Raw genomic sequence first — 21,551 nt, forward strand, 5'->3', positions numbered from 1 at the left:
AAGCCTAGCGATTGTGAGCGCTAGGCTTTTTTATTAAAGATTGGCTATAGCTCCGATCAACTGGCAAATTGCCTACAATGTTTATAACTGTTTTAGCTAATTAATTAATTCAATCATTATGCAAAAAAATACTGGACTAGCAGTAATCTTAGGCATAATTAGTACGGCTATACTAGCTGACCCCCTGTTTGCTTTGCAGCCAATGCCTATAGCTACTGAGCAAATCTCTCAAGCTGGAAATAAAAAAATTCAACAAGCACAAGCCTATAACGATCGCAGTATAACTTTAGCAGAGCAAGGAAAAATTAAAAGTGCGATCGCGGCTTTCAATCAAGCTATCAAAATTTATCCCACGTTTGAAAATGCTCACAATAATTTAGGGTTGGCTTTGAGCAGTCAAGACCAATTTGCCGAGGCTGTAGCCGCTTTTAAACAAGCTTTGGCTATCAATCCCCAAAATTTAGAAACCTACAATAATCTGGGGGTTGCTTTGGGTAGTCAAGGTAATTTTATTGAAGCAATTAGCGTATTTAATCAAGCTGTCCAAATTAACCCTAGTGAGCCAACTTCTCATCAAAACTTAGGTGTAGCGTTTTGGAGTCAGGGAAAAGTACCTGAAGCTGTTGCATCATTACAAAGAGCTAAAAAACTGTATGCAGCGCAAAACAAGCCGGAGGGAGTACAACAAATAGAAGAAATTATCCAGCAAGTGCGATCGCGTTAACGATTTATTTCATCAGATATTAATTTGCTTAACTAGGGAATACTAAGCTAGTAATTTTCTGATCACCCAATCATGATTGTTAAAGAACTCGATCCGTTTATTCCTCAAGACAAGTTTGCCAAAGCTGGGAAGGAAGCAGAACAACAGATGAGTTTTTATCTGCGCCGAGCTTTTGCAGATGACAAAAATATCTACGTGTTTAACGATTTACGCTTGGAATACGAAGGTGATGCTGCCCAAATCGATCATTTAATTTTTCATCAATACGGCATGATTATTATTGAAAGTAAAAGCGTCAGTAGCCGTGTCGAAATTAACGAACAACAAGAGTGGATTAGATGGTTTAACAACACTGATCAAGGTATGGCATCCCCTATTATTCAAGCTCGCGAACAAGGGGATTTTCTTAAGAAGTATTTGAATCTACACGCTGAGGTTTTATTAAGCAAAATCTTGGGTATGCAACATTACTTTGGATCGATGCCAATTGATGTACTTGTAGCAATATCTGACTCTGGGATTATCGAGCGCCCTAAAAAAATGTCTTTAGAGGAGGTATGCAAGGCAGATCAAATTTGCGATGGAGTGCGATCGCTTTTGGACAAACAACAAAAAGAGTGTACTTTATTCAGTTTTAACAGTCCAAGGCTCTCATTTAATAAAGATGAAGTAAATAAGGTTGTAGCGTTTTTACTAAAAGAGCATAAACCTTCACCCTATAAAACTGAAGCAGAAACTATATCTAAACCTAATTTACAAACTTCCCCGCCAGAAAAAAAAGTAGTTATTCAAGCTAAATCTGAAACTCCTTCTATCCTCAAGCCCAGTAAAGCAATACTTTCTCAAAGCGTAATTAAATACTCCTGCCGTCAATGCAATAAAACTAATTTATCTGTATCATCTGGCAAATATGGTTACTATTTCAAATGCTTAGAATGCGAAGGTAACACGCCAATTAATGTTCTTTGTCCAACTTGTAATAATAAAGAGAAGATTCGCAAGAGTGGAAATCAATTTTTTGCAGAATGCGCTCGCTGTAAAACCTCTGATTTGTTTTACACTAACTCCTCAAGCTGAAATCCATAATTCAAATTAAAAAATAATAAATTTGTATTAAGTTTTCTGATAAAACTTAATTAAGATACCCGTGTGAGGCGACAAAATGGCGGCAGATTATCCAGATATCGATATTGCTCCTTTAATCGATCACACTCTGTTAAATCCCTTGGCGACTCCAGAGCAAATAGAAAAACTTTGCCAAGAAGCTGATAGATATCAGTTTGCGGCGGTTTGCGTATATCCCTGTTATGTGCGTTTTGCTGCCGAATTACTCCAAAGGAAGAATCCTAAAATATGTACCGTAATCGGCTTTCCTAGTGGTGCAAATACTTCTGCTACTAAGCTCTACGAAGCGCGAGAAGCTGTAGAAAACGGCGCGACGGAACTAGATGTAGTAATCAATTTAGGTTGGTTAAGAATGGGCAAAACTGAAGAAGTACACCGAGAAATTGCCCAAATCTGCGACGAAACAGGAGTCACGGTTAAGGCAATATTAGAAACTACCCTGCTGACAGAGGCAGAAAAGCGCCTTGCTGCGGAACTATGTATGGATGCAGGTGTAACATTTCTGAAAACAAGTACAGGCTGGAATGGGGGAGCAACAGTAGCAGATGTGAAATTACTTTACGAATTAGCAAAAGAGCGAGTAGGAATCAAAGCATCTGGCGGGATTATCAAAATTGAGCAAGCTTTGGATTTGGTGGTAGCTGGCGCAACTCGTTTAGGAACGTCTCGCGGTGTGGATTTACTGCGTCAACGCGATACTGTGGAGAAAGACTAAGTTTAAAATCGTTTACTTAATAAAAAAATTTAGCTTTCACCAATGCTAATAGCCAAATATGAGTCGAACCTATAAAGCTACTGGAATTAATCTTAAAAGTATGCCCCTAGGTGAAGCCGATCGCCTGGTTACAGTTTTGACGCAAGAATATGGCTTGATTCGCGCCGTAGCACCCGGAGCGCGTAAACAAAATTCTAGCTTGGGCGGTAGAAGTGGTTTGTTTGTGGTGAACGAGTTATTGATTGCTAAAGGGCGATCGCTCGATAAAATTACTCAAGCAGAAACTATTACAACTTACCCCCGTCTTAGCCGCGATTTGGGTAAACTAGCCGCTTGTCAATACATGGCAGAAATCGTTATGTGTCAAGCTTTGAGCGAACAACCGCAAAATGAATTGTTTTGTTTACTTAACGAACATCTTAAACGTTTGGAGCAATTGCCTAGCAATTCGGAGTTTTTAATCTTGGCTTATCTGAGTCAAGCAGTTTTTCATTTGCTCTCTTTAGCGGGAATCACCCCCCAAGTGCAGCAATGTCAATTGACACAAAAAACAATTATTCCTGAAAAGAGCGATCGCAACTTTGAGCAAGTAGGTTTTAGTATCGCCGCCGGAGGCATAATTAGTTTAGAGGCGTGGAAAACTTTACAAGCCCAAAACAAAGCTGTGATTTACCGCACCGAGCCAGTTACAACGACTTTGGTAAAAGAAATTGGGACAAATTACCAGACAAACCAACCACTACCAAAACTAAATGCTCGTTTTAGCAGCAACGAACTTGCTTTAATGCAGCAACTAGCCGATACCGAGCTAAGTCAAGTAGAACAATCTAATCCTAGCTGGCTATCTATTGAAAAGATTTTACGTCAATACGTTGAGTACCATTTCGATCGCCCAATTCGCTCTGCTGCTTTGATTGATAGTTATTTTGCTTTGATTTGCGCCCCCAAAGTATGATGCAACCGTCCGATTCAAATACAAAAATAATTCCGTCTAATCATAAATCTATTAACGATTCAACTTTTAAATCTAAAAAATCGTCCTCAAAGACATTTAATAAAAATTCTCAAAAAATGCCCTTATCTAATCCCACTTTTGAGCAAAGAAGCGATCGCGTGTCTGAAGAAAAAATACCTACCGTCGAACAATTAAACGAGTTAGCTAAGGTTGCAGAAGCCACTGATAACCCGCCGATGGATAATATAGCCTACATCCCCCCAGAAGCTACAGAACCTGGTTTTCTCCCGGTTTTTAAAAATCGTAACTTTTTAACCATGTGGAGTGGGCAAGTTTTTTCGCAATTAGCCGATAAAGTTTATTTAGTGCTGATGATTGCGATTATTTCTACCCGTTTTCAAGCCAGCGATCAAAGTATTAGTGGCTGGGTATCGGCGATTATGATGGCTTTTACTATCCCCGCCGTGCTATTTGGTTCTTTGGCTGGGGTATTTGTCGATCGCTGGTCGAAAAAAACTGTTTTAGTATCAACAAATATCCTACGCGGCATTTTAGTATTATCAATCCCAGTATTACTATGGATAACTCAAGACTGGAAAGACTTCGCGGGTTTACCTGTAGGTTTTGGGATATTATTACTGCTATCGTTTTTAATTTCTACCTTGACACAATTTTTTGCTCCCGCCGAACAAGCGGCAATCCCCTTAGTAGTAGAAGAAAAACATTTACTATCAGCTAACTCGTTGTATACCACAACCATGATGGCTTTAGTTATTGTGGGGTTTGCAGTGGGTGAACCATTACTAGCTTTTGCCGATAATATTACTAATCAATTAGGGGTAGGCGTTGGAATCGGTAAAGAATTAGTGGTAGGTGGGAGTTATGCGATCGCAGGCGTACTATTACTATTGCTAAAAACTGGTGAAAAAGAGCCAAAACCCGAACACGAACAAAACCACGTTTTTGCAGATTTACGCGATGGTTTCCGTTATTTAGGCGAAAATAAGCGCATTCGTAACGCTTTAATTCAACTGGTGATTTTATTTTCAATTTTTGCCGCAATAGCCGTTTTGGCGGTGAGAATGGCGGAAGTTATCCCCGGCTTAAAATCGTCTCAATTTGGCTTTTTACTAGCGGCGGGTGGTGTCGGAGTTGTTACTGGAGCAACACTTTTAGGGCATTACGGACAGCGTTTTTCTCATGTGCAGTTAAGCTTTTGTGGCTCTATCGGCATGGCAGCTTGTTTAATTATTTTATCTATATTTACTAAGGAACTGTGGATTACAATGCTGGCGCTGGCATTATTAGGCGTGTTTTCGTCCTTAGTGGCTATTCCCATGCAAACTACCATTCAACAAGAAACTCCGCCCCAAATGCGGGGTAAAGTATTTGGATTGCAAAATAATGTAGTCAATATTGCTCTAACTTTACCTTTAGCTTTAGCGGGAGTCGCCGAGACAATTATTGGATTGCAGGCAGTTTTTTCAAGTTTGGCAGCAATTGCGATCGCAGGGAGCATCTTAACCTGGTATATTTGCCGTACAGAAACAGAAAATTTACCGCATTTAGATAGATAATCTCTATATAAATAACTGAAAGAAGGCGACTTTACGTGTGATCGCCAATCTCTCTAAACTTAAAGTGCTTAAAGAATGCATATTGCTTGGCTTGGAAAAAAAACACCATTTTGTGGCAATGTCACTTACGGTAGAGAAATTACTAATGCTCTGTTAGACCGAGGACACCAAGTAAGTTTTCTTCATTTTGCTCAAGAAGAAGCAGGTAAAGTCAACGAGTCTGACTGTGCGGAAGTTTCCCTCCCTTTCCTCTATAAATCACAGGTTTATACAATTCCCTCATTTACGGCAAGTAAAGTATTAACTGAGTCTCTGCGCCAACTAAAGCCGGATTTGGTTCATGCTTCGCTAACTTTGTCGCCTTTAGATTTTCTTTTACCAGAAATTTGTGCCGAACTCAACTTACCTCTAATTGCAACCTTTCATACACCTTTTGCAGGTAAGGGAGCAAAGTTCAAATCGGGAACGCAGCTTTTAGCCTACCAACTTTACGCGCCATTTTTAGTTAACTACGATCGCACAATTGTTTTTTCCCAAGTACAGAAGGAAGTATTAGCGCGTTTAGGTGTCCCGGCGGCTAATGTCGCTGTAATTCCAAATGGTGTTGACGTACAGAGATATTCTCCCGGTGCTTCAGCAATCAAAGCAGAGTTTAACGCCGAGCGTTTATTTGTCTATCAAGGAAGACTAGCCGCCGAAAAGAACGTAGAGGCACTTCTACGAGCCTGGAAGCAAGCAGAGATGAAGCCTGATAGTAAGTTGTTAATAGTGGGCGATGGCCCTTTAACGTCTTCATTAAAGCCCTTTTACGGGGCTGAATATGGCATTATTTGGTTAGGATTTGTAGCAGATGAAAAGCGACGCATCGAAATTCTTAGAGGCGCGGATGTATTTATCTTGCCTTCTTTAGTGGAAGGTTTATCTTTGTCTTTATTAGAAGCAATGGCTTGTGGACTTGCTTGTTTAGCCACCGATGTTGGCGCTGATGGGGAAGTATTAGAAGACGTAGGGGTACTGTTAAATACGCGCCGCGTAAGCTCGGAGTTACGGACATTGCTGCCACTATTTCAAGATCACCCTGAACTCGCACCGCTACTGGGCAAAAAAGCCCGCCAGCGAGTATTAGAGCGCTATACACTGAACTACAACATTACTTGTTTGGAACAGTTGTACACTCAAGTTTTGCAGCAAAGGCGAGTAGGGGTAGGAATTTAATAATTAGCTAGGACGCGATCGCAATAAACCGGAAAACATCATTACTAGCACGGCGACACCCACCGCCGCAATTAATACTCCCAAATGGCTAGTTAGAGAAACTACCAAAATTGTTATTGCTGACAATACAAACGCCATTCCAATCCCCGCACCCTCCACCAAGCTTTCAAAAAAGCGACCCACAAAGGGAATAATACTCAATACTACGCATATCGGTTCTAAAAGCATACTTAGTCCGATCGCCATGAAAAGGAAACCAACGAGGCGACCTACCCATAGCCACATCCGATGTTCGGATTTTAGTTCGCCAATAGCGGCATGGCGATCGCCTGGTAGCAGTCGGTACACCAACATATTACGGTAAGTTCCTGGGGTTAAAACTGCGTTTGTTCCTAGTTGCCCTAATAACGTGACCGTTGCTTGATTAGGCAATCCAGCATAGCAAATTCGTAAGTCGCCGATGATTGGCTGGTTTGGTCTACCATTACCTTGAAATAAGTAACCATCACTAATTGCCCCGCCGAGGGAATTAAATCGGACGATGAGGGGCTAATGTAACTCTTTTTTGGGAGGGTAATTACCCCTTGAGAATCGTTAAAGTGATAGGTTGTAGCGCCATTAACACAAGAAGGTCGACGATTTAATACTTGTTGGAAACTTGCCATATCTACTTGATAGACTCCAAGCATTGCAGTAGTTGCTTTGTAAATTTGCGCTCCTACAGACATCGGCGGGTTTTCGTGTCCAGCCTTATAGCGAAAGTTGCTAGAGTTTTCTGGATAGTTTGTCCATTCTCGGTCGTAGGTATAAGTAGTGCGTTTAGTTTCCGAACCGTCTCTGTGTTTCTCAGTGGTAGTGTTAGTATCTTCGTCCCAAGCATACATTTCTACGGTACGGTCAAGGACAACGTAAGGTAAAGGTTGCAGAAACTCAGAGTCGCCGATCGCGCGATCGCCAGAAATTTCCCCAGTGACCGTAACTAATTTGCCGATAGCATTTCGATCGATCGTTAATGCTGATAGTTCCGTTGCTGATTTTGCCACAAGAGATAAATCTATCCGCCCCTCATTCCAGATCAATAGCCAAAAGGAGCCAATAAAAAGAATTGCTCCCAAGGTTAAGGCGGCGACAGAACGAAGTAGGCGATTTCCCCAACTTATAAACTCAACTTCCTCGTATTGATCTGTCATAGTGTTGACTCTTGGTATCAAAACCAGATTTTTATAAGTAACTACAAAGTTAGGATGCCCAAATTGCAGCGCGCGATCGCCTAAAAAATCTTTGCTTTAGTATCTTTTTATAAAAATCTGCTCTACTTTCTAACAGCTACTTTCCACCCCAACCGGGTTGGCTGTTGATAAATTCGTTTAAGAGTATTAATATCTCTAGGGGAAATACTGGGCGGATTTGACACTTGAGAAAAGTACAAAGCATCGCTAATTACTGAACTATGTCCCCAAATTCCTAAAGCATGACCTAATTCGTGTAAAGCCGCAGCTTTAATATATTTGCTGGGCTGATTGGGACTTAAAATAATTGTGCAACGGTGAGCTAAAACTGATTCAGAGGTAGAAAGGCGGTTAATGTATAGCTCGTAGCGAGTTAAAGCCGATCGCGCTCGTAATAAATTTGTTGTCCGTAATGGTGGAGACTTGAAGGTAATTACAATATCAGCTATCTCTTTTTGCCCAACTATCTGCAAAGGTAAATACTGATTCCACTCTTTGACGGCGACTTTCACCTGCAACCAGGTTTCAATTTGCGTATCACTTATATAAACTTTGACGGGAAAATGCGACCAAACTAAATAGCCTACTTCTGTTAACTTTACTTGCTCGAAGTAGTCACCGCTATTTGTAAAGTCTCGCCACTGCATTAAAGTAAATGGTAATGGGTGGCGCTGACTGGTGGCGGGAATAGAAGGTTTTGCAAAACTAAACTCAAGGGGAGTTAGAACTACTAATAACCCCGTAGCAATAGCCAATCCCCAAATAAATAATTGCTTTGGCGATCGCTTCAACCGTTGCCAAATTTCTCTCAAGGCGATAGCGCAAGCGCGCCCGGTTACGGGCTTCGCACTCATCAACGGCATTAGCTATCTAGGAATCCAGTTTGCACTCAAAACTAGAGACAATCCCAAAAAAATCACTGTTAGTGTCCAAGTAATTCTATTTAGTGTACTTTCAGCACTCTTGGTACTGCTAAATAATTGAGCTTGGCCGCCAATAGCGCCAATTCCATCGCCTTTAGGACTATGCAACAACACCAAAATCGTTAAACCTACGGCAGAAATTGACCAAATTGCTTCTACTATTTTATATAACGTCATTTACTAAGTTCCTATACAAACGATTGTTCTGGCAAACTTTACTACTAGCTGCCAGCATTTCAAATTTTAACTCAATTGCACGAGTCCCACTCAACTACGAAGTTACTTCTAACGGAGTCCGAATTGCTGACAATTGATACCCAGATGGTTCTAGCAAAGAGCGCCCAGTCATTTCCACTGGTTGCGGTAGCTGTAAAATTTGTAGAATTGTCGGCGCAATATCTCCTAAAGCTCCATCATTTCTTAGTTCTACTTCAGCGCCATAGCCGGGGATTTTTGCTAATTCGCCCTCTACCAAAATTAAAGGTACAGGGTTAGTAGTATGAGCCGTCCAAGGATTGCCCTCGTCATCAATCATAACTTCGGCGTTACCATGATCGGCGGTAACGATCGCCGTTCCACCAACTTTACTAATACTTTCTAGCAAGCGTCCCAAACATCGATCTACTGTTTCTAGTGCCAAAATTGTGGCGGGTATTTGCCCTGTATGCCCTACCATATCTGGATTAGCGTAGTTAATTACCACTAAAGAGTAGATGCGTTTTTTAATGGCGGCGGTGGCGATATCGGTAACGGCTTCGGCGGACATTGCGGGAGCGCGATCGTAGGTTGCTACCATCGGACTCATTACCAATTCTCGATCTTCCCCTTCCAACGGGTCTTCCAAGCCACCATTAAAGAAGTAAGTGACGTGAGCGTATTTCTCCGTTTCGGCGGTGCGAAACTGCTTTAAACCATTTTGGGCGATTACTTCTCCCAAAATATTATTTAAGTTTTGCGGCTCAAAAGCTACTTCTACGGGCAAATCTGGCTCGTATTGGGTAAAAGTAACAAAGGATAAAGGAGTAATTTGCTGACGCTCAAAACCGTTAAATTCTTTGTTTACTAATGCCTGAGTTAGTTGTCTCGATCTGTCGGGGCGGAAATTAAAAAATATTATCCCATCTCCTGAATCAATAGTTCCTGGCGCTATCCGCGTGGGCAAAATAAATTCGTCGTTTACTTCCTGAGCGTAGGATGCTTTGATTACCTCTATTGCCGATCCGCCGCTTTCTCTCTCTTGTGTCATCACATCGTAGGCTTTTTGGACTCGATCCCAACGGCGATCTCGATCCATTGCATAGTAACGACCGCTAATAGTGACAATCTTGCCTACACCAACGTTATCTATATATTTTTCAACTTTCTCAATTGCTTCAATGCCTTCATTGGGACTTGTATCTCGTCCGTCCGTAATGGCATGAATGCAAACATTATTAATTCCTTGCGCCTTTGCTAAGTCAAGCAATCCTAACAAATGGCTAAGATGAGAATGTACGCCACCTTCAGAAGTTAGCCCAATTAAATGCAACTTGCTATGGCAATCGCGTACTTCCTTACAAATCTGCACTAGCGCCGGATTTTGCAACAGCGAACCGTCTTCCACCGCGTCCGATATCCGCACCAATTCTTGGGGTACTACACGCCCCGCGCCAATATTTAGATGTCCCACTTCAGAGTTACCCATTTGTCCCTCTGGCAAGCCTACAGCCTTACCAGAAGTCTTAATTAGGGTGTGAGGATAGGCAGCCCAGAGGCTATCCATGACGGGAATTTTTGCTTGGGCGATCGCATTTCCATCTTTTTCTGCGCGATAACCCCACCCGTCTAAAATGACTAGCACCACAGGAGCGACAGGTGCTTTGGTCATAAGTTTATTGCCCTCTATTTAATAATTTTAACTCATCGCAATAATACCATTGCTGTTGATTACTGCAAGCGAATTTACACGGATTTTTTTGAGATTTTATTAGATGTTTGGTTTTCATCCTAATTTTGCCAACGTAAAATTCCTGACTTTGCAAATTTATTTACGCTTCGATGAAGCTTTGGCAGCTTTTTTTGCAGCTTTTTCGGCGGCAGCTTTTTCTACCATTGCTTGCTCTTTTTCTTCAGCAATTTTATCTAGATAATAATGATAGTCCCCGCGATAGATGCGAAATTCTCCGTCGCGGATCTCGACTATTTTATTAGCCACTTGAGAAATAAAATAGCGATCGTGAGAGACTATAACTACAGTTCCATCATAGTTTTGGATTGCTTCTTCTAGCATTTCTTTAGCGGGAATATCTAAATGATTAGTCGGCTCATCTAGAATTAAAAAATTAGCTGGACGTAATAACATTTTAGCCAAAGCCAAACGCGCTTTTTCGCCACCACTTAAAGCCCCTACTTGTTTAAATACAGTGTCGCCACTAAACAAAAATCTCCCTAAAATTGTTCTAACTTCTTCATTAGTCCAATCTGGTACTTCGTCATGGATAGTTTCCATTACAGATTTACTAAGATTTAACGCTTCTGCCTGATTTTGTTCAAAGTAACCAGGTATAACATTATGATCTCCTAGCTTAACTGTGCCTTCTGTAGGAGGTTCTGAACCCATTATGAGGCGAAGTAGGGTAGATTTACCTGCACCATTAGGACCTAAAAAAGCAATGCGATCGCCTCTTTCTATCAATAAGTTTGCACCTAAAAATAGTACCTTGTCATCATAAGTATGTGTAAGCTCCTCAATTGAAGCTACTTCTCTACCACTGCGCGGCGAAGGCGGAAAACGAAAGTGTAAAGTTCTCATTCCCCCGGTAGGCGCTTCAATTCGTTCAATTTTATCTAGTTGTTTCTCGCGGCTTTTTGCTTGGGTACTACGAGTTGCACTAGCTCTAAATCTATCTACAAAGGCTTGCTGTTTTTCTAATTCTTTTTGCTGGCGTTCGTAAGCGCTTAATTGTGCTTCTTGTGCCTCAAATTTTTGTTCTAAATAAGACGAATAGTTACCTAAATAAGTTGCCGAAACTCCTCGTTCAGTTTCTACAACTTGCGTACAAAGACGATCTAAAAATTCTCGGTCGTGAGACACAATTACCATTGGAGTTAGTAACTTTTTAAGATAAGTTTCTAACCATTCAATTGTTTCTAAATCTAAGTGGTTTGTCGGCTCGTCTAATAATAATAAGTCAGGCTTTTGTAGTAATATTTTGCCTAAACTCATCCGCATTTGCCAACCGCCACTAAAAGCACTGACTAAGCGATCGCCATCAGCTTGCTCAAAGCCCATTTCTGGCAATATTTTCTCTATCTGCGCCTCTAAGTTGTACCCATCCAAAGCTTCAAACTTTCTTTGCAAGCGATCCATTTTGTCAATCAACTTGTCTAACTGCTCAGGATCGGCGCTTTCCATCGCCCGATGTACGTTTGATAAAGCTTCGTGTACTTGGTTTGCTTCGTCAAAGGCTTGCCAAAATTCTTCTTTTACCGTGCGAGTCGGATCTACTTCAAATTCTTGGGTTAAATAAGCTATGTGCAAACTAGCAGGGCGGACAATTTCGCCGCTAGTGGGTTCTATTTCTCCAGCGATGATTTTAAGTTGGGTAGATTTTCCCGCACCGTTAACCCCCACTAACCCCGTGCGATCGCCTGATTTAACTTCCCAATTGACATCTTTGAGAACTTCCCCCGTCGGGTAAATTTTACTGATATGTTCTAGTCGCAGCATTATTTATTATAGTCTCCAAGGTAGGAAAGGCGATCACGGATTTAGTCGCATCAATCTTAACAAAAATTAAAGACTAGGCGCAAAAGCCGACGGTAATTTATCCCAAATTTTTGCTTTGTATACCAATAGTCTTAGCCGCGAGGGATCTTAGAAAAATCTCAAGTTGGCATTTTTGGCAATAGGTATCTCTACCATTACCTTATATTTTAACAATTAGCAACAAATATAATATATTCTTATAATTACGTTGAGTAAATTAAAATTTTAACTTATCAAATACTTGATATGCTGTGAAACAGCTTGTAAAGCGAGCAAGTAACAGCGATCGACTTCTTTAGAAGAAAAATATGTCTTATTCCCAAACAAAAACTCAGGCAAAAACTGGCTATCAAGCTGGTGTAAAAGATTACCGATTAACTTATTACACTCCAGACTATACGCCTAAAGATACAGATATTTTGGCGGCGTTTCGCATGACTCCCCAGCCCGGAGTACCCCCAGAAGAAGCAGGCGCAGCAGTAGCGGCGGAATCTTCAACCGGAACTTGGACAACGGTATGGACAGACCTACTTACTGACCTAGATCGCTACAAAGGTCGTTGTTATGACATCGAACCCGTTGCTGGTGAAGATAACCAATATATCTGTTACGTTGCCTATCCTTTAGACTTGTTTGAAGAAGGTTCTGTAACAAATATGTTGACCTCGATTGTAGGTAACGTATTTGGTTTTAAAGCATTACGAGCTTTGCGTCTTGAAGACCTCCGCATCCCCGTTGCTTACCTCAAGACTTTCCAAGGGCCTCCTCATGGTATCCAGGTAGAGCGCGACAAACTCAACAAGTACGGTCGTCCCCTATTAGGATGTACGATCAAGCCTAAGTTAGGTTTGTCTGCTAAAAACTACGGACGTGCAGTTTACGAATGTTTGCGCGGCGGTTTGGACTTCACCAAAGACGACGAAAACATCAACTCTGCACCTTTCCAAAGATGGCGCGATCGCTTCTTGTTTGTAGCTGAAGCTATCCACAAAGCCCAAGCAGAAACCGGGGAAATTAAAGGTCACTACCTCAATGTTACCGCCCCCACCTGCGAACAGATGCTAGAACGGGCTGAGTACGCCAAAGAACTCAAAATGCCCATTGTTATGCACGACTACCTGACCGCAGGTTTTACCGCCAACACCACTTTGGCGCATTGGTGTCGTAGAAACGGTATTTTGTTGCACATTCACCGCGCCATGCACGCCGTTATTGACCGTCAAAAAAATCACGGTATCCACTTCCGCGTATTAGCAAAAACCCTCAGAATGTCTGGTGGCGACCACATCCACACCGGAACTGTTGTTGGTAAGCTAGAAGGCGAACGCGGGATCACGATGGGATTTGTTGACTTATTGCGTGAAAACTACGTTGAGCAAGACAAATCTCGCGGTATCTACTTTACCCAAGACTGGGCTTCTATGCCTGGTGTAATGGCTGTGGCTTCTGGTGGTATCCACATTTGGCATATGCCCGCCTTACTAGAAATCTTCGGCGATGACTCCGTACTACAGTTTGGTGGTGGAACTCTTGGACACCCTTGGGGTAATGCGCCTGGTGCAACGGCTAACCGCGTAGCTTTGGAAGCTTGCGTTCAAGCTCGTAACGAAGGACGTAGCCTAGCTCGTGAAGGTAACGATATTATCCGCGAAGCTTGTAAGTGGTCGCCCGAACTTGCTGTTGCTGCCGAACTATGGAAAGAAATCAAGTTTGAGTTTGAGGCGATGGATACCGTTTGATGAGTAGCTAATTGTATGAGCTAGGGAGTTTTGAGTTAACTTAACTTAATAGCTCATACATCACTACATTCAGGGCTGGGGCGCTGGTATGGATCTCAAACAAATTGCGAAAGATACAGCTAAGACACTACAAAGCTATTTGACTTATCAAGCAGTAAAAGTAGTCCTAGCTCAATTGAGTGAAACCGATCCACCTTTGGGGTTTTGGTTGCATCACTTCTCCTCAAAAGAAAAAATCCAAGATGGAGAAGCATACATTCAAGCGTTGTTTCAAGAAAAGCAAGCTTTGGCGATGCGGATTTTGACTGTGAGAGAACATTTAGCGCAAGAAGTAACGGACTTTTTGCCAGAGATGGTTTGCACAGGAATCGCCCAAGCCAATATGGAACATCGCCGTCAGCAGCTAGAGCGGATCACCCAATTAGACATATCAAGCTCCAGCCTTGCTCAAACTATCAGCACTGAACCTCAACCGGATAATCAATCTAGTTGATTTGACCTCAAGCAATAATCTCCTTCTTTAATAGAGAAGGGGAAGACAATTTATCCCATTATCCCCACATTTTTAAGTCATGCAAACTCTACCAAAAGAGCGTCGCTTTGAAACCCTGTCTTATTTGCCCCCTTTATCTGACGCTCAAATTACTAGACAGATTCAGTACATTTTGACTCAGGGTTATTTCCCAGCTATTGAATTTAACGAAACTTCCGATCCAACTGAATTGTATTGGACAATGTGGAAGCTACCTTTATTCAATGCTAGAACTCCTGAAGAAGTATTGAGCGAAGTTCGCGCTTGTCGTTCTGATTATTCCAACTGCTACATCCGCGTAGTTGGTTTTGATAACGTTAAGCAGTGCCAAATTCTTAGCTTTATCGTTCACAAGCCACGCTAGAGCGCAAAGCCTTGTTTTGAGCAAATAATTCAGGAAGCAATAGTTAAGTTGTTGTTTCCTAACCTGGGAGAGGTGGACTTGTCTACCTCTCTTATTTACTGTGTAAAAAGTAAAAACTTAAAAACTCGACGTGCCAAAAACGTGAACACTCAGAGATAAGACCCTTTTGCAGGGGGTTTGGGGGAGGCAACTTCCCAATGGGGGGCTACTAATCAGACCCCCCAATTCCTGGTTTTTCCTACGAACTCTACCGCACTATTCAACAATAATTATGAGCTACTACATTTCTCCTAGCTTTTTAGATAAACTTGCCGTTCACATTACCAAAAACTTTCTAGAACTTCCTGGTGTGCGAGTGCCGCTAATTTTGGGCATTCACGGACGCAAAGGCGAAGGCAAATCTTTTCAATGCGAATTAGTATTTGAACGGATGGGGATTGAGGCAATTCATATGTCCGCCGGAGAACTAGAAAGTCCTGACGCGGGAGATCCAGGACGATTGGTACGTCTGCGCTATCGGGAAGCTTCAGAATTAAGCAAAGTACGCGGCAAAATGTGCGTATTGATGATTAATGACTTGGATGCCGGGGCGGGAAGATTTGATCGCGGTACTCAATATACAGTCAATACTCAGCTAGTTAATGGCACATTGATGAATATTGCCGATAACCCCACAGATGTACAGTTGCCTGGATCTTACGACTCTACACCCCTGCAACGCATCCCAATTATTGTTACCGGAAATGATTTTTCGACTTTGTACGCCCCTTTAATTCGGGACGGACGGATGGAAAAATTCTTTTGGGAACCTAACCGCGATGACAAAGTAGGGATTGTAAGCGGGATATTTGAACCCGATGGATTGCCAAAGCGGGATATTGAAAAACTTGTTGATACTTTTCTAAATCAGCCTATAGACTTTTTTAGTGCTTTGCGATCGCGCATTTATGACGAACAAATCCGCGATTTCATTCACACTACGGGTTTTGAGAAAGTTTCTTTGCGCGTAGTTAATAGCACCGAAGCAGCGCCAACCTTTGCTAAACCCAACTTCCAGCTACCGCGCTTGATTGAGTACGGTAACTTGATGGTAAAAGAACAGCAAAGAGTAGAAAATTCTGGTTTAGTCAGAGAGTACAACCAAGTGCTTCAAGATAAAAGTTTTCCTACATTAGAAATGCGCGATCGCCAAGAAACCCAACTACCACAACCAAATAAAAGTGATCGCCTAGAACCCACACCTAAACCCATAACTGAAGCTTCTACTAGCAACTACCTTGCTTACCCAATCCAACCCGCCCATTACAATACCTATATCGCGGGGTCAGAAAAACGCCCAGAACTGACACCATCACCTGCGCCTAAAGCTATATCTATACCTACCCTTACACCTACACCCGCAACAGAAAATACCGCTCCTACCGATAATCGCTTTGTTTACCCGAACCAAATACCCCATCATAATACCCATGTCGATCCCAGCCGTCATAATGAAGTTCTCACCACCCGCATTGGCTTAGAAACTCTCGAACGGATGCGAACCGATTTAGCTCAAGGTCATCATATTGGGCTTGAATTTGTCGATAAACGCCGATTTAAGACTAATTCTTGGCAAAGTTACGGTTCGGTAGTGGTAGGAGAATCGGAGGCAATAATTGCTCTAGAATCTTGCTTAACTGAGCATGAGAACGATTACGTCCGCTTATTTGGAATTGAATCGGGAACTAGGCGGCGGTTGTGGGAAAAAATCGTTCAGCGCCCAGAATAAGGCAAATAATCTTTTTCCCTAATTGCCACTAGCGCTAAAAATGCTATATTGAATTTAGACCTGGATCCATGCGATCGCAACGCCTAAATCTTGTCAGGACCGGAAGGTAGCAGCAATACAGGATGCTTGTGGTAGGCGTGGTCTCCGGGTTCCCTAGTATTTAAGAGAGCAAAAACCGCCATGCCTGGTTTTGGAGATATTGTACAAAAAGCTTTTTATCTCGGCGTTGGTCTAGCTTCTTACGCTGGCGAAAAAGCTGGGGGAAAAGTAGCAGAACTGAGACTTCAAGCTCAAAAATTAGCCGACGATATGGTTTCTCGTGGCGAAATGAACACCGAAGAAGCCAAAAAGTTTGTTGAAGATATGATGCAGAAAGCCCAACAATCTGCCCAAGCACCTAACAATCCTGAACCACCTAGCACCCCCACCGAACCGCGCCGCATAGAAATTATTTCCGACGATGAAAGCGCCACTACTCCAGAAAAAGCCCAGGATGTAGACAACTTACGTCAGCAAGTAATGGGACTGCAAGAAGAATTAAAAAATCTTAAGCGCGATAAGTAAAGTAAATTTCAAACCTTATCTTGTGAGCATTCGCTATATATAGAGTAAGGCGAGTGCCACAAATAAACTTTTTATAGCAAAGAACGCTTAAGAGCGGATGGAAAACTGGGAAAAGGATTTTTTTAAAATTGTTGAAGATGTGACTGATGAAGTGGAACACTTCTTTGTCGGAGTTACAGAAGTAGTAGAATCGTTTTTTGAAGTGTCAGATGCGATCGCTTTTCAACTCCAAAATACAATTATCACAGAATTTGATTTGTATTTGCAAGAATGGGCAGAACCACTGTTTGACGTTTACACTGACCTTGAAGACGTGATGAACGATTTGGAACAGCCCTTTCCTCATCTGGTAGAACCTACAGAAACTAGACATCCGGCTTGCAAAGGTTGCTCTAATTATCACGGGCAAGTTTACAACGGTAACTTGTTAGTGTGTGGAATGCACCCCTATGGTTGGGAAGATAGCAATTGTCCAGACTGGGAGAGTAGTAATTAATTCGATGACTAACGAAGCATTAGCTGTAGAAAATCAATCGCCTACCGTAGAAATGAAGTATGGCGAACGAGAAATTGAGAAAGGCGAACTAATTACCTTTCCCAATCCCCGTACAGGGCGCAGGTATGATATTCATATTACTTTGCCGGAATTTACTTGTAAGTGTCCATTTTCGGGGTATCCCGACTTTGCTACAATTTATGTTACCTACGTTCCCGATCGCTTAGTAGTGGAATTGAAGGCAATTAAGTTGTATATCAATAGTTACCGCGATCGCTATATTTCGCACGAAGAAGCAATAAACCAAGTTTTAGATGACTTTGTAGCCGCTTGCGACCCCCTAGAAGTACATATTAAAGGGGATTATTCTCCACGCGGCAACGTCCATACAGTTATTGAAGTCCGCCATAAAAAGGCAAATTAAATCTACTGACGTTGCTCAATGCAAAGATGGCAGGCTGTTAAGGGAATTATCGAACGCGGACATCAAGTAGCGTCAGGAATAGCAAAAGATAGCCCTTATCCTAGAGGGACTATAGAAATGCAGACCCCTTTTTTTCAAAAATTAGGTCTTGACCTGAGTGCTTTTTTCCCTGGTACACTAAATATTTTTATTAGTCCCAAAACTTTCACCATCCAGCAGCCAGAATATACATTTAAAAGCGTTCAATGGCATCAAGAATACCCCGCAGAAGACTTTTCCTTTTCACCTTGTAGAGTTATTTTTCAAGAGATTACTTACGACGGATTAGTTTACTATCCTCATCCTGAGACAAAAACAGGACACTTTCAAGATCCGGCGATTGTGGAAGTATTAGTAAGTTCGTTTATACCTCAAATCCATTATGGCGATCGCCTAATCCTAGAAGTCAACCATAGGGAGATTTTAATTAGCTGAAATAATCGTATTATTTCAAATCTACAGTCTAAAAGTAATCTCATGATCGTTGTCCATCACCTAAACAATTCTCGTTCTCAGCGCATTCTCTGGCTTTTAGAAGAACTTGGGCTTGATTATGAAATTAAACGCTATGAACGCGACCCTAACACCATGCTTGCACCCGCAGAGCTTAAAGCTGTACATCCCCTAGGTAAATCTCCAGTGATTACGGACGAAGGGCAAACTTTAGCAGAATCAGGGGCAATTATAGATTACTTAGTAGAGCGTTATGGTGAAGGCAAACTTTCACCCCCTCCTAATACACCCGAAAAGCTGCGATATGATTATTGGCTGCATTATTCCGAAGGCTCGGTAATGCCAATACTTGTAATGAAACTCTTGCTTGATAATTTTGAACTCGGAAATAGTACCGTATCTAGCCAATTTGTTGCACCCCAAATTAAACTTCACTTTGACTATTTAGAAAGCGAACTTAGCAAAAATCCTTGGTTTGTAGGCAAAGAATTTACCGCCGCCGACGTGCAAATGAGTTTTCCTGTGGAAGCAGTAGAAGCACAAGTAGGTTTAGATACTTATCCCAAGCTTAAAGATTTTCTTCAACGCATCCATGCCCGTCCAGCTTACAAAAGCGCTCTAGAACGCGGTGGCAAATACGAACTTTTAACTTAATTTAGGCAGCATTGCTCAATAAAAATATTAATGTTGGTGTAGAGACGTTGCATTGCAACGTCTCTACTACATATTTTGAAAGCAATGCAACATCTTTACATATCTTGAAAGTATTTTTAAGATTTAGACGCAAGTTCTGCTTTAATCTCTAAGTCTTCAACCTGTTTTGGGGCAGTAAGTTGAGCCAAAATATCAAGCATTTCTTGCTCAAAACCTACCTGCGCCCGATTAGTTTTCCCACCTACATAAAAATATCCATCTTGCTGCAAAGCCCAAATTTGCGAGTGAGAAACATAGCTCATCACTACGCCCAACATTAATAAAGTAAAGCCAGTGTAAACAATTGGGATGCTGGGATCGGCTTTAATTTGCAATCCGGTACTACCAACTAACTCGTCAATATAGAGCGTTACGCCATTAACTTCTGTAGACATTCCAGGGCGTAAGGTAGATATCAACTGCCCTTTGACATCGTAAAGCAGTAGCATTCCCTGCAAATCTCTAGCTAGGAGCGAAACACCTTCACTCATATCGGTTTTTGTGGGAATCCAAGTCGCCCAAATTCGCCCTTGTCCATTGGTGTTCAATTTAGCCATTGGTAACTGCAAAACTGGGCTTTTGTTTACGCGGATGCGAACGCTAGAAACACCCCAATCTGTTTGATACAAAGTTACGCCTTTGTAACGCAAAGGTTCGTTAACAAAAATAGTCTTCCGCTTAACTTCTTCCCCTTGCTTATCTAAAACAGATAAATCTGAGTAAAACTGATTGATTCCTCCATTAGGCGTGTAATCAATCCAAAAACGATTCACTCGCAAAGACCAATCTTGAGGAATTTGGGGTGCTGCCCAAGGGCCAGCGTCTACTATATTTTTAACCGCAAAATTATCACCACTAGGAACAAGCTCTTGAGCAATAAAGCCTGTCATTGCGCCCCAAATACCACCCGCTAAAATGGCAACGATACCGATATGAACCACAATCGGCCCAATGCGTCCGGCGATGCCTTTACGAGCATATAAATTATTATTTTCCCCAGCAAATACTAAGTAGCGACGGCTTTGGAGTTGTTGAGTTAAATCCGATAGTGTTCCGGTATCAAGTTCGGCACTTAAAGCCAATTTTTGAAACTGACGGGGTTTGTCGTAAAATTTCCACTTGCGCGAAGCTTTTAGTGCTGGCAATTGCCGAGTAAAAGTACAAGCCGTTAAGCTAATGCCAAATAAAATAAGTAAAGCTAAATACCACCAAGTGCGATAAACATGGTCAAAACCCGCCGCTAGCAGCACTTTCCAGCTAAGGAAGCCAAACAAAGCCGGGTCTTCGGGATAATTGGATTGGTAAAAAGCGACAGGTTGTCCTTGCTCAATTACTGTACCGCTAATACTAAATAGCGCGATCGCCAGTAACAGCAAAATTGCCAACCGCAAATCTGTAAGTACAGGTAATAACTCTTTTTTTAAAAATCTTTGTGGTGCAGACCAAATCGAAGGTTGCGGTACAGGTACATTATCTAAAGTCATTTAAAATATTCCTACGGGAAGCCGAACTAATAAGGAAAATACGCCAAAACCTACCAAAATAGCCCCACTTACAGGGGTAATCCAACCCGACCACCGCCGCAACTCTAGTAAGTTTTTAATTGCGGCAGTAAAAGTACCAGCCAAAATTAAGGGTGCAACGTAGCCAGCAGTATAAGCAAGCAGCAAACCCGCACCTAAAACTAAGTCATGGGTACTGGCAATCCAAGCAAGTAAAGTTGCTAAAACTGGCGTACTGCAAGGAGAAGCCACTACTCCAAAAGTTAAACCAATCAAATAAGAACGCAATCCTGGGGGTAAGTCTTTAGAAATCCAATTCATGCCACCAAAAGACGGCAATTTTAGAGGCAACGCTTCTAATAAGTTTAGCCCCATTAAAATTGCAATAATACTAACAATAATCGGTAAACCTATCCCTACTTGACCGTAAACTTTGCCCACAAAGGCGGCAACTATTCCTAGGGCTGCTAAAGTAGTGGCAAGACCTAACGCAAACCAAGTAGAGGCGATCGCCGCTTGCAATCGGTTTTTAGTTTCATAACCACCAATATAGCCAATGGTAATCGGCAGCATCGACAGCATACAAGGAGTTAAGCTCGTAAGCAGTCCGGCTATAAAAATAATGGCAATGCTCGTAAAATTTAGATGAGTTAGCTGACTCGTGACTAAATTATTTGCAAAGTGTTCTAGTTCGTATATATAGTTTTGCATTCTTTTTGAGCATGAAATGCCGATTACTGCTCAATTTTAACGTAGTTAGCAAAAA

At 41.9% G+C, this 21,551-nt stretch carries 23 protein-coding genes and 1 other RNA gene; 16 read left to right on the forward strand and 8 right to left on the reverse strand.

Going from position 1 to position 21,551, the window contains the following annotated elements:
• Nucleotides 1–118: 118 nt before the first annotated feature.
• From SYN7509_RS0201945 to SYN7509_RS0201970, 6 genes are all read left to right on the forward strand, one after another.
• Nucleotides 119–724 (forward strand): tetratricopeptide repeat protein, encoded by a 606-nt coding sequence (locus tag SYN7509_RS0201945; RefSeq protein ID WP_009634143.1) that lies wholly within the window; start codon nucleotides 119–121, stop codon nucleotides 722–724.
• 72 nt (nucleotides 725–796) lie between these two features.
• A complete protein-coding gene (locus tag SYN7509_RS0201950) occupies nucleotides 797–1,801 on the forward strand; it encodes a nuclease-related domain-containing protein (RefSeq protein ID WP_009634144.1) in 1,005 nt (334 codons plus the stop codon).
• 85 nt (nucleotides 1,802–1,886) lie between these two features.
• Nucleotides 1,887–2,564, forward strand: coding sequence for a deoxyribose-phosphate aldolase (gene deoC, locus SYN7509_RS0201955; RefSeq protein ID WP_009634145.1), 678 nt, complete (start codon nucleotides 1,887–1,889; stop codon nucleotides 2,562–2,564).
• A 58-nt stretch (nucleotides 2,565–2,622) separates the two neighbouring features.
• On the forward strand, nucleotides 2,623–3,519 hold the full coding sequence (recO, locus tag SYN7509_RS0201960; protein WP_009634146.1) for a DNA repair protein RecO: 897 nt from the start codon (nucleotides 2,623–2,625) through the stop codon (nucleotides 3,517–3,519).
• Between the two features lie 236 nt (nucleotides 3,520–3,755).
• Nucleotides 3,756–5,096, forward strand: a complete 1,341-nt coding sequence (locus SYN7509_RS0201965) for an MFS transporter (RefSeq protein ID WP_227501524.1) — start codon at nucleotides 3,756–3,758, stop codon at nucleotides 5,094–5,096.
• A gap of 75 nt (nucleotides 5,097–5,171) precedes the next feature.
• A complete protein-coding gene (locus SYN7509_RS0201970; RefSeq protein ID WP_009634148.1) occupies nucleotides 5,172–6,311 on the forward strand; it encodes a glycosyltransferase family 4 protein in 1,140 nt (379 codons plus the stop codon).
• Nucleotides 6,312–6,314: 3 nt separating this feature from the next.
• Here the strand turns inward: SYN7509_RS0201970 and SYN7509_RS31180 are convergent, their stop codons facing one another.
• The 6 genes from SYN7509_RS31180 to SYN7509_RS0202000 form a co-directional block, all read right to left on the reverse strand.
• On the reverse strand, nucleotides 6,315–6,824 hold the full coding sequence (locus tag SYN7509_RS31180) for a TMEM43 family protein (RefSeq protein ID WP_369792300.1): 510 nt from the start codon (nucleotides 6,822–6,824) through the stop codon (nucleotides 6,315–6,317).
• Nucleotides 6,713–7,501, reverse strand: coding sequence for a Protein of unknown function (DUF1625) (locus tag SYN7509_RS31185; RefSeq protein ID WP_009634150.1), 789 nt, complete (start codon nucleotides 7,499–7,501; stop codon nucleotides 6,713–6,715). The genes SYN7509_RS31180 and SYN7509_RS31185 overlap by 112 nt, the downstream gene beginning before the upstream one ends.
• Before the next feature lie 122 nt (nucleotides 7,502–7,623).
• Complete coding sequence (locus tag SYN7509_RS0201985; RefSeq protein WP_227501461.1) at nucleotides 7,624–8,394, reverse strand: peptidase; 771 nt, start codon at nucleotides 8,392–8,394, stop codon at nucleotides 7,624–7,626.
• 12 nt (nucleotides 8,395–8,406) lie between these two features.
• Entirely contained in the window at nucleotides 8,407–8,640 is a 234-nt protein-coding gene (secG, locus tag SYN7509_RS0201990; protein WP_009634152.1) for a preprotein translocase subunit SecG, read from the reverse strand.
• Between the two features lie 94 nt (nucleotides 8,641–8,734).
• Nucleotides 8,735–10,330, reverse strand: a complete 1,596-nt coding sequence (gene gpmI / locus SYN7509_RS0201995) for a 2,3-bisphosphoglycerate-independent phosphoglycerate mutase (RefSeq protein WP_009634153.1) — start codon at nucleotides 10,328–10,330, stop codon at nucleotides 8,735–8,737.
• Between the two features lie 156 nt (nucleotides 10,331–10,486).
• A complete protein-coding gene (locus SYN7509_RS0202000; RefSeq protein ID WP_009634154.1) occupies nucleotides 10,487–12,172 on the reverse strand; it encodes an ABC-F family ATP-binding cassette domain-containing protein in 1,686 nt (561 codons plus the stop codon).
• Between the two features lie 347 nt (nucleotides 12,173–12,519).
• Between SYN7509_RS0202000 and SYN7509_RS0202005 the strand changes: the two genes are divergently transcribed.
• From SYN7509_RS0202005 to SYN7509_RS0202045, 10 genes are all read left to right on the forward strand, one after another.
• Nucleotides 12,520–13,950, forward strand: a complete 1,431-nt coding sequence (locus SYN7509_RS0202005; RefSeq protein WP_009634155.1) for a form I ribulose bisphosphate carboxylase large subunit — start codon at nucleotides 12,520–12,522, stop codon at nucleotides 13,948–13,950.
• Between the two features lie 88 nt (nucleotides 13,951–14,038).
• Nucleotides 14,039–14,443: a RuBisCO chaperone RbcX gene (rcbX, locus tag SYN7509_RS0202010; protein WP_009634156.1), complete on the forward strand. Its 405-nt coding sequence runs from the start codon at nucleotides 14,039–14,041 to the stop codon at nucleotides 14,441–14,443.
• Nucleotides 14,444–14,522: 79 nt separating this feature from the next.
• Nucleotides 14,523–14,846: a ribulose bisphosphate carboxylase small subunit gene (locus SYN7509_RS0202015; protein ID WP_009634157.1), complete on the forward strand. Its 324-nt coding sequence runs from the start codon at nucleotides 14,523–14,525 to the stop codon at nucleotides 14,844–14,846.
• Nucleotides 14,847–15,117: 271 nt separating this feature from the next.
• The gene (locus SYN7509_RS0202020; RefSeq protein WP_009634158.1) at nucleotides 15,118–16,614 is read left to right on the forward strand and encodes an AAA family ATPase; all 1,497 of its coding nucleotides are present in this window, start codon (nucleotides 15,118–15,120) and stop codon (nucleotides 16,612–16,614) included.
• A 57-nt stretch (nucleotides 16,615–16,671) separates the two neighbouring features.
• An RNA gene (ffs, locus tag SYN7509_RS28125) (signal recognition particle sRNA small type) lies at nucleotides 16,672–16,768 on the forward strand.
• A gap of 26 nt (nucleotides 16,769–16,794) precedes the next feature.
• Nucleotides 16,795–17,178, forward strand: a complete 384-nt coding sequence (locus tag SYN7509_RS0202025; protein ID WP_009634159.1) for a phasin family protein — start codon at nucleotides 16,795–16,797, stop codon at nucleotides 17,176–17,178.
• Between the two features lie 97 nt (nucleotides 17,179–17,275).
• Entirely contained in the window at nucleotides 17,276–17,674 is a 399-nt protein-coding gene (locus SYN7509_RS0202030; protein WP_009634160.1) for a hypothetical protein, read from the forward strand.
• 4 nt (nucleotides 17,675–17,678) lie between these two features.
• Entirely contained in the window at nucleotides 17,679–18,098 is a 420-nt protein-coding gene (queF, locus tag SYN7509_RS0202035) for a preQ(1) synthase (protein WP_028954049.1), read from the forward strand.
• Between the two features lie 18 nt (nucleotides 18,099–18,116).
• Nucleotides 18,117–18,572, forward strand: a complete 456-nt coding sequence (locus SYN7509_RS0202040) for a hypothetical protein (RefSeq protein ID WP_009634162.1) — start codon at nucleotides 18,117–18,119, stop codon at nucleotides 18,570–18,572.
• 42 nt (nucleotides 18,573–18,614) lie between these two features.
• The gene (locus SYN7509_RS0202045) at nucleotides 18,615–19,244 is read left to right on the forward strand and encodes a glutathione S-transferase family protein (protein WP_009634163.1); all 630 of its coding nucleotides are present in this window, start codon (nucleotides 18,615–18,617) and stop codon (nucleotides 19,242–19,244) included.
• A 116-nt stretch (nucleotides 19,245–19,360) separates the two neighbouring features.
• On the opposite strand, the gene SYN7509_RS0202050 is transcribed toward SYN7509_RS0202045, so the two are convergent.
• Together SYN7509_RS0202050 and SYN7509_RS0202055 are read right to left on the reverse strand one after the other, a co-directional pair.
• Entirely contained in the window at nucleotides 19,361–20,767 is a 1,407-nt protein-coding gene (locus SYN7509_RS0202050; RefSeq protein WP_009634164.1) for a cytochrome c biogenesis protein, read from the reverse strand.
• Nucleotides 20,768–21,496 carry a cytochrome c biogenesis protein CcdA gene (locus SYN7509_RS0202055; protein ID WP_009634165.1) on the reverse strand — a complete coding sequence of 243 codons (729 nt, stop codon included), beginning with the start codon at nucleotides 21,494–21,496 and terminating at the stop codon, nucleotides 20,768–20,770. It abuts the gene before it with no gap.
• Nucleotides 21,497–21,551 lie beyond the last annotated feature (55 nt).

It is taken from the genome of Synechocystis sp. PCC 7509 (assembly GCF_000332075.2).
Lineage (GTDB): Bacteria > Cyanobacteriota > Cyanobacteriia > Cyanobacteriales > Chroococcidiopsidaceae > Aliterella.

What these genes read in the sequence shown, in the direction of transcription:
- gpmI (WP_009634153.1), bottom strand. Translation starts at nt 10,330, where the DNA reads ATGACCAAAGCACCTGTCGCTCCTGTGGTGCTAGTCATTTTAGACGGG.
- SYN7509_RS0202005 (WP_009634155.1), top strand. Translation starts at nt 12,520, where the DNA reads ATGTCTTATTCCCAAACAAAAACTCAGGCAAAAACTGGCTATCAAGCT.
- SYN7509_RS0202000 (WP_009634154.1), bottom strand. Translation starts at nt 12,172, where the DNA reads ATGCTGCGACTAGAACATATCAGTAAAATTTACCCGACGGGGGAAGTT.
- SYN7509_RS0201985 (WP_227501461.1), bottom strand. Translation starts at nt 8,394, where the DNA reads ATGAGTGCGAAGCCCGTAACCGGGCGCGCTTGCGCTATCGCCTTGAGA.
- SYN7509_RS0202050 (WP_009634164.1), bottom strand. Translation starts at nt 20,767, where the DNA reads ATGACTTTAGATAATGTACCTGTACCGCAACCTTCGATTTGGTCTGCA.
- recO (WP_009634146.1), top strand. Translation starts at nt 2,623, where the DNA reads ATGAGTCGAACCTATAAAGCTACTGGAATTAATCTTAAAAGTATGCCC.
- deoC (WP_009634145.1), top strand. Translation starts at nt 1,887, where the DNA reads ATGGCGGCAGATTATCCAGATATCGATATTGCTCCTTTAATCGATCAC.
- SYN7509_RS0202045 (WP_009634163.1), top strand. Translation starts at nt 18,615, where the DNA reads ATGATCGTTGTCCATCACCTAAACAATTCTCGTTCTCAGCGCATTCTC.
- SYN7509_RS0202055 (WP_009634165.1), bottom strand. Translation starts at nt 21,496, where the DNA reads ATGCAAAACTATATATACGAACTAGAACACTTTGCAAATAATTTAGTC.
- SYN7509_RS0201945 (WP_009634143.1), top strand. Translation starts at nt 119, where the DNA reads ATGCAAAAAAATACTGGACTAGCAGTAATCTTAGGCATAATTAGTACG.
- rcbX (WP_009634156.1), top strand. Translation starts at nt 14,039, where the DNA reads ATGGATCTCAAACAAATTGCGAAAGATACAGCTAAGACACTACAAAGC.
- SYN7509_RS0201965 (WP_227501524.1), top strand. Translation starts at nt 3,756, where the DNA reads ATGGATAATATAGCCTACATCCCCCCAGAAGCTACAGAACCTGGTTTT.
- SYN7509_RS31185 (WP_009634150.1), bottom strand. Translation starts at nt 7,501, where the DNA reads ATGACAGATCAATACGAGGAAGTTGAGTTTATAAGTTGGGGAAATCGC.
- SYN7509_RS0202025 (WP_009634159.1), top strand. Translation starts at nt 16,795, where the DNA reads ATGCCTGGTTTTGGAGATATTGTACAAAAAGCTTTTTATCTCGGCGTT.
- SYN7509_RS0202030 (WP_009634160.1), top strand. Translation starts at nt 17,276, where the DNA reads ATGGAAAACTGGGAAAAGGATTTTTTTAAAATTGTTGAAGATGTGACT.
- SYN7509_RS0201970 (WP_009634148.1), top strand. Translation starts at nt 5,172, where the DNA reads ATGCATATTGCTTGGCTTGGAAAAAAAACACCATTTTGTGGCAATGTC.
- queF (WP_028954049.1), top strand. Translation starts at nt 17,679, where the DNA reads ATGACTAACGAAGCATTAGCTGTAGAAAATCAATCGCCTACCGTAGAA.
- SYN7509_RS0201950 (WP_009634144.1), top strand. Translation starts at nt 797, where the DNA reads ATGATTGTTAAAGAACTCGATCCGTTTATTCCTCAAGACAAGTTTGCC.
- SYN7509_RS0202015 (WP_009634157.1), top strand. Translation starts at nt 14,523, where the DNA reads ATGCAAACTCTACCAAAAGAGCGTCGCTTTGAAACCCTGTCTTATTTG.
- SYN7509_RS0202020 (WP_009634158.1), top strand. Translation starts at nt 15,118, where the DNA reads ATGAGCTACTACATTTCTCCTAGCTTTTTAGATAAACTTGCCGTTCAC.
- SYN7509_RS0202040 (WP_009634162.1), top strand. Translation starts at nt 18,117, where the DNA reads ATGCAAAGATGGCAGGCTGTTAAGGGAATTATCGAACGCGGACATCAA.
- secG (WP_009634152.1), bottom strand. Translation starts at nt 8,640, where the DNA reads ATGACGTTATATAAAATAGTAGAAGCAATTTGGTCAATTTCTGCCGTA.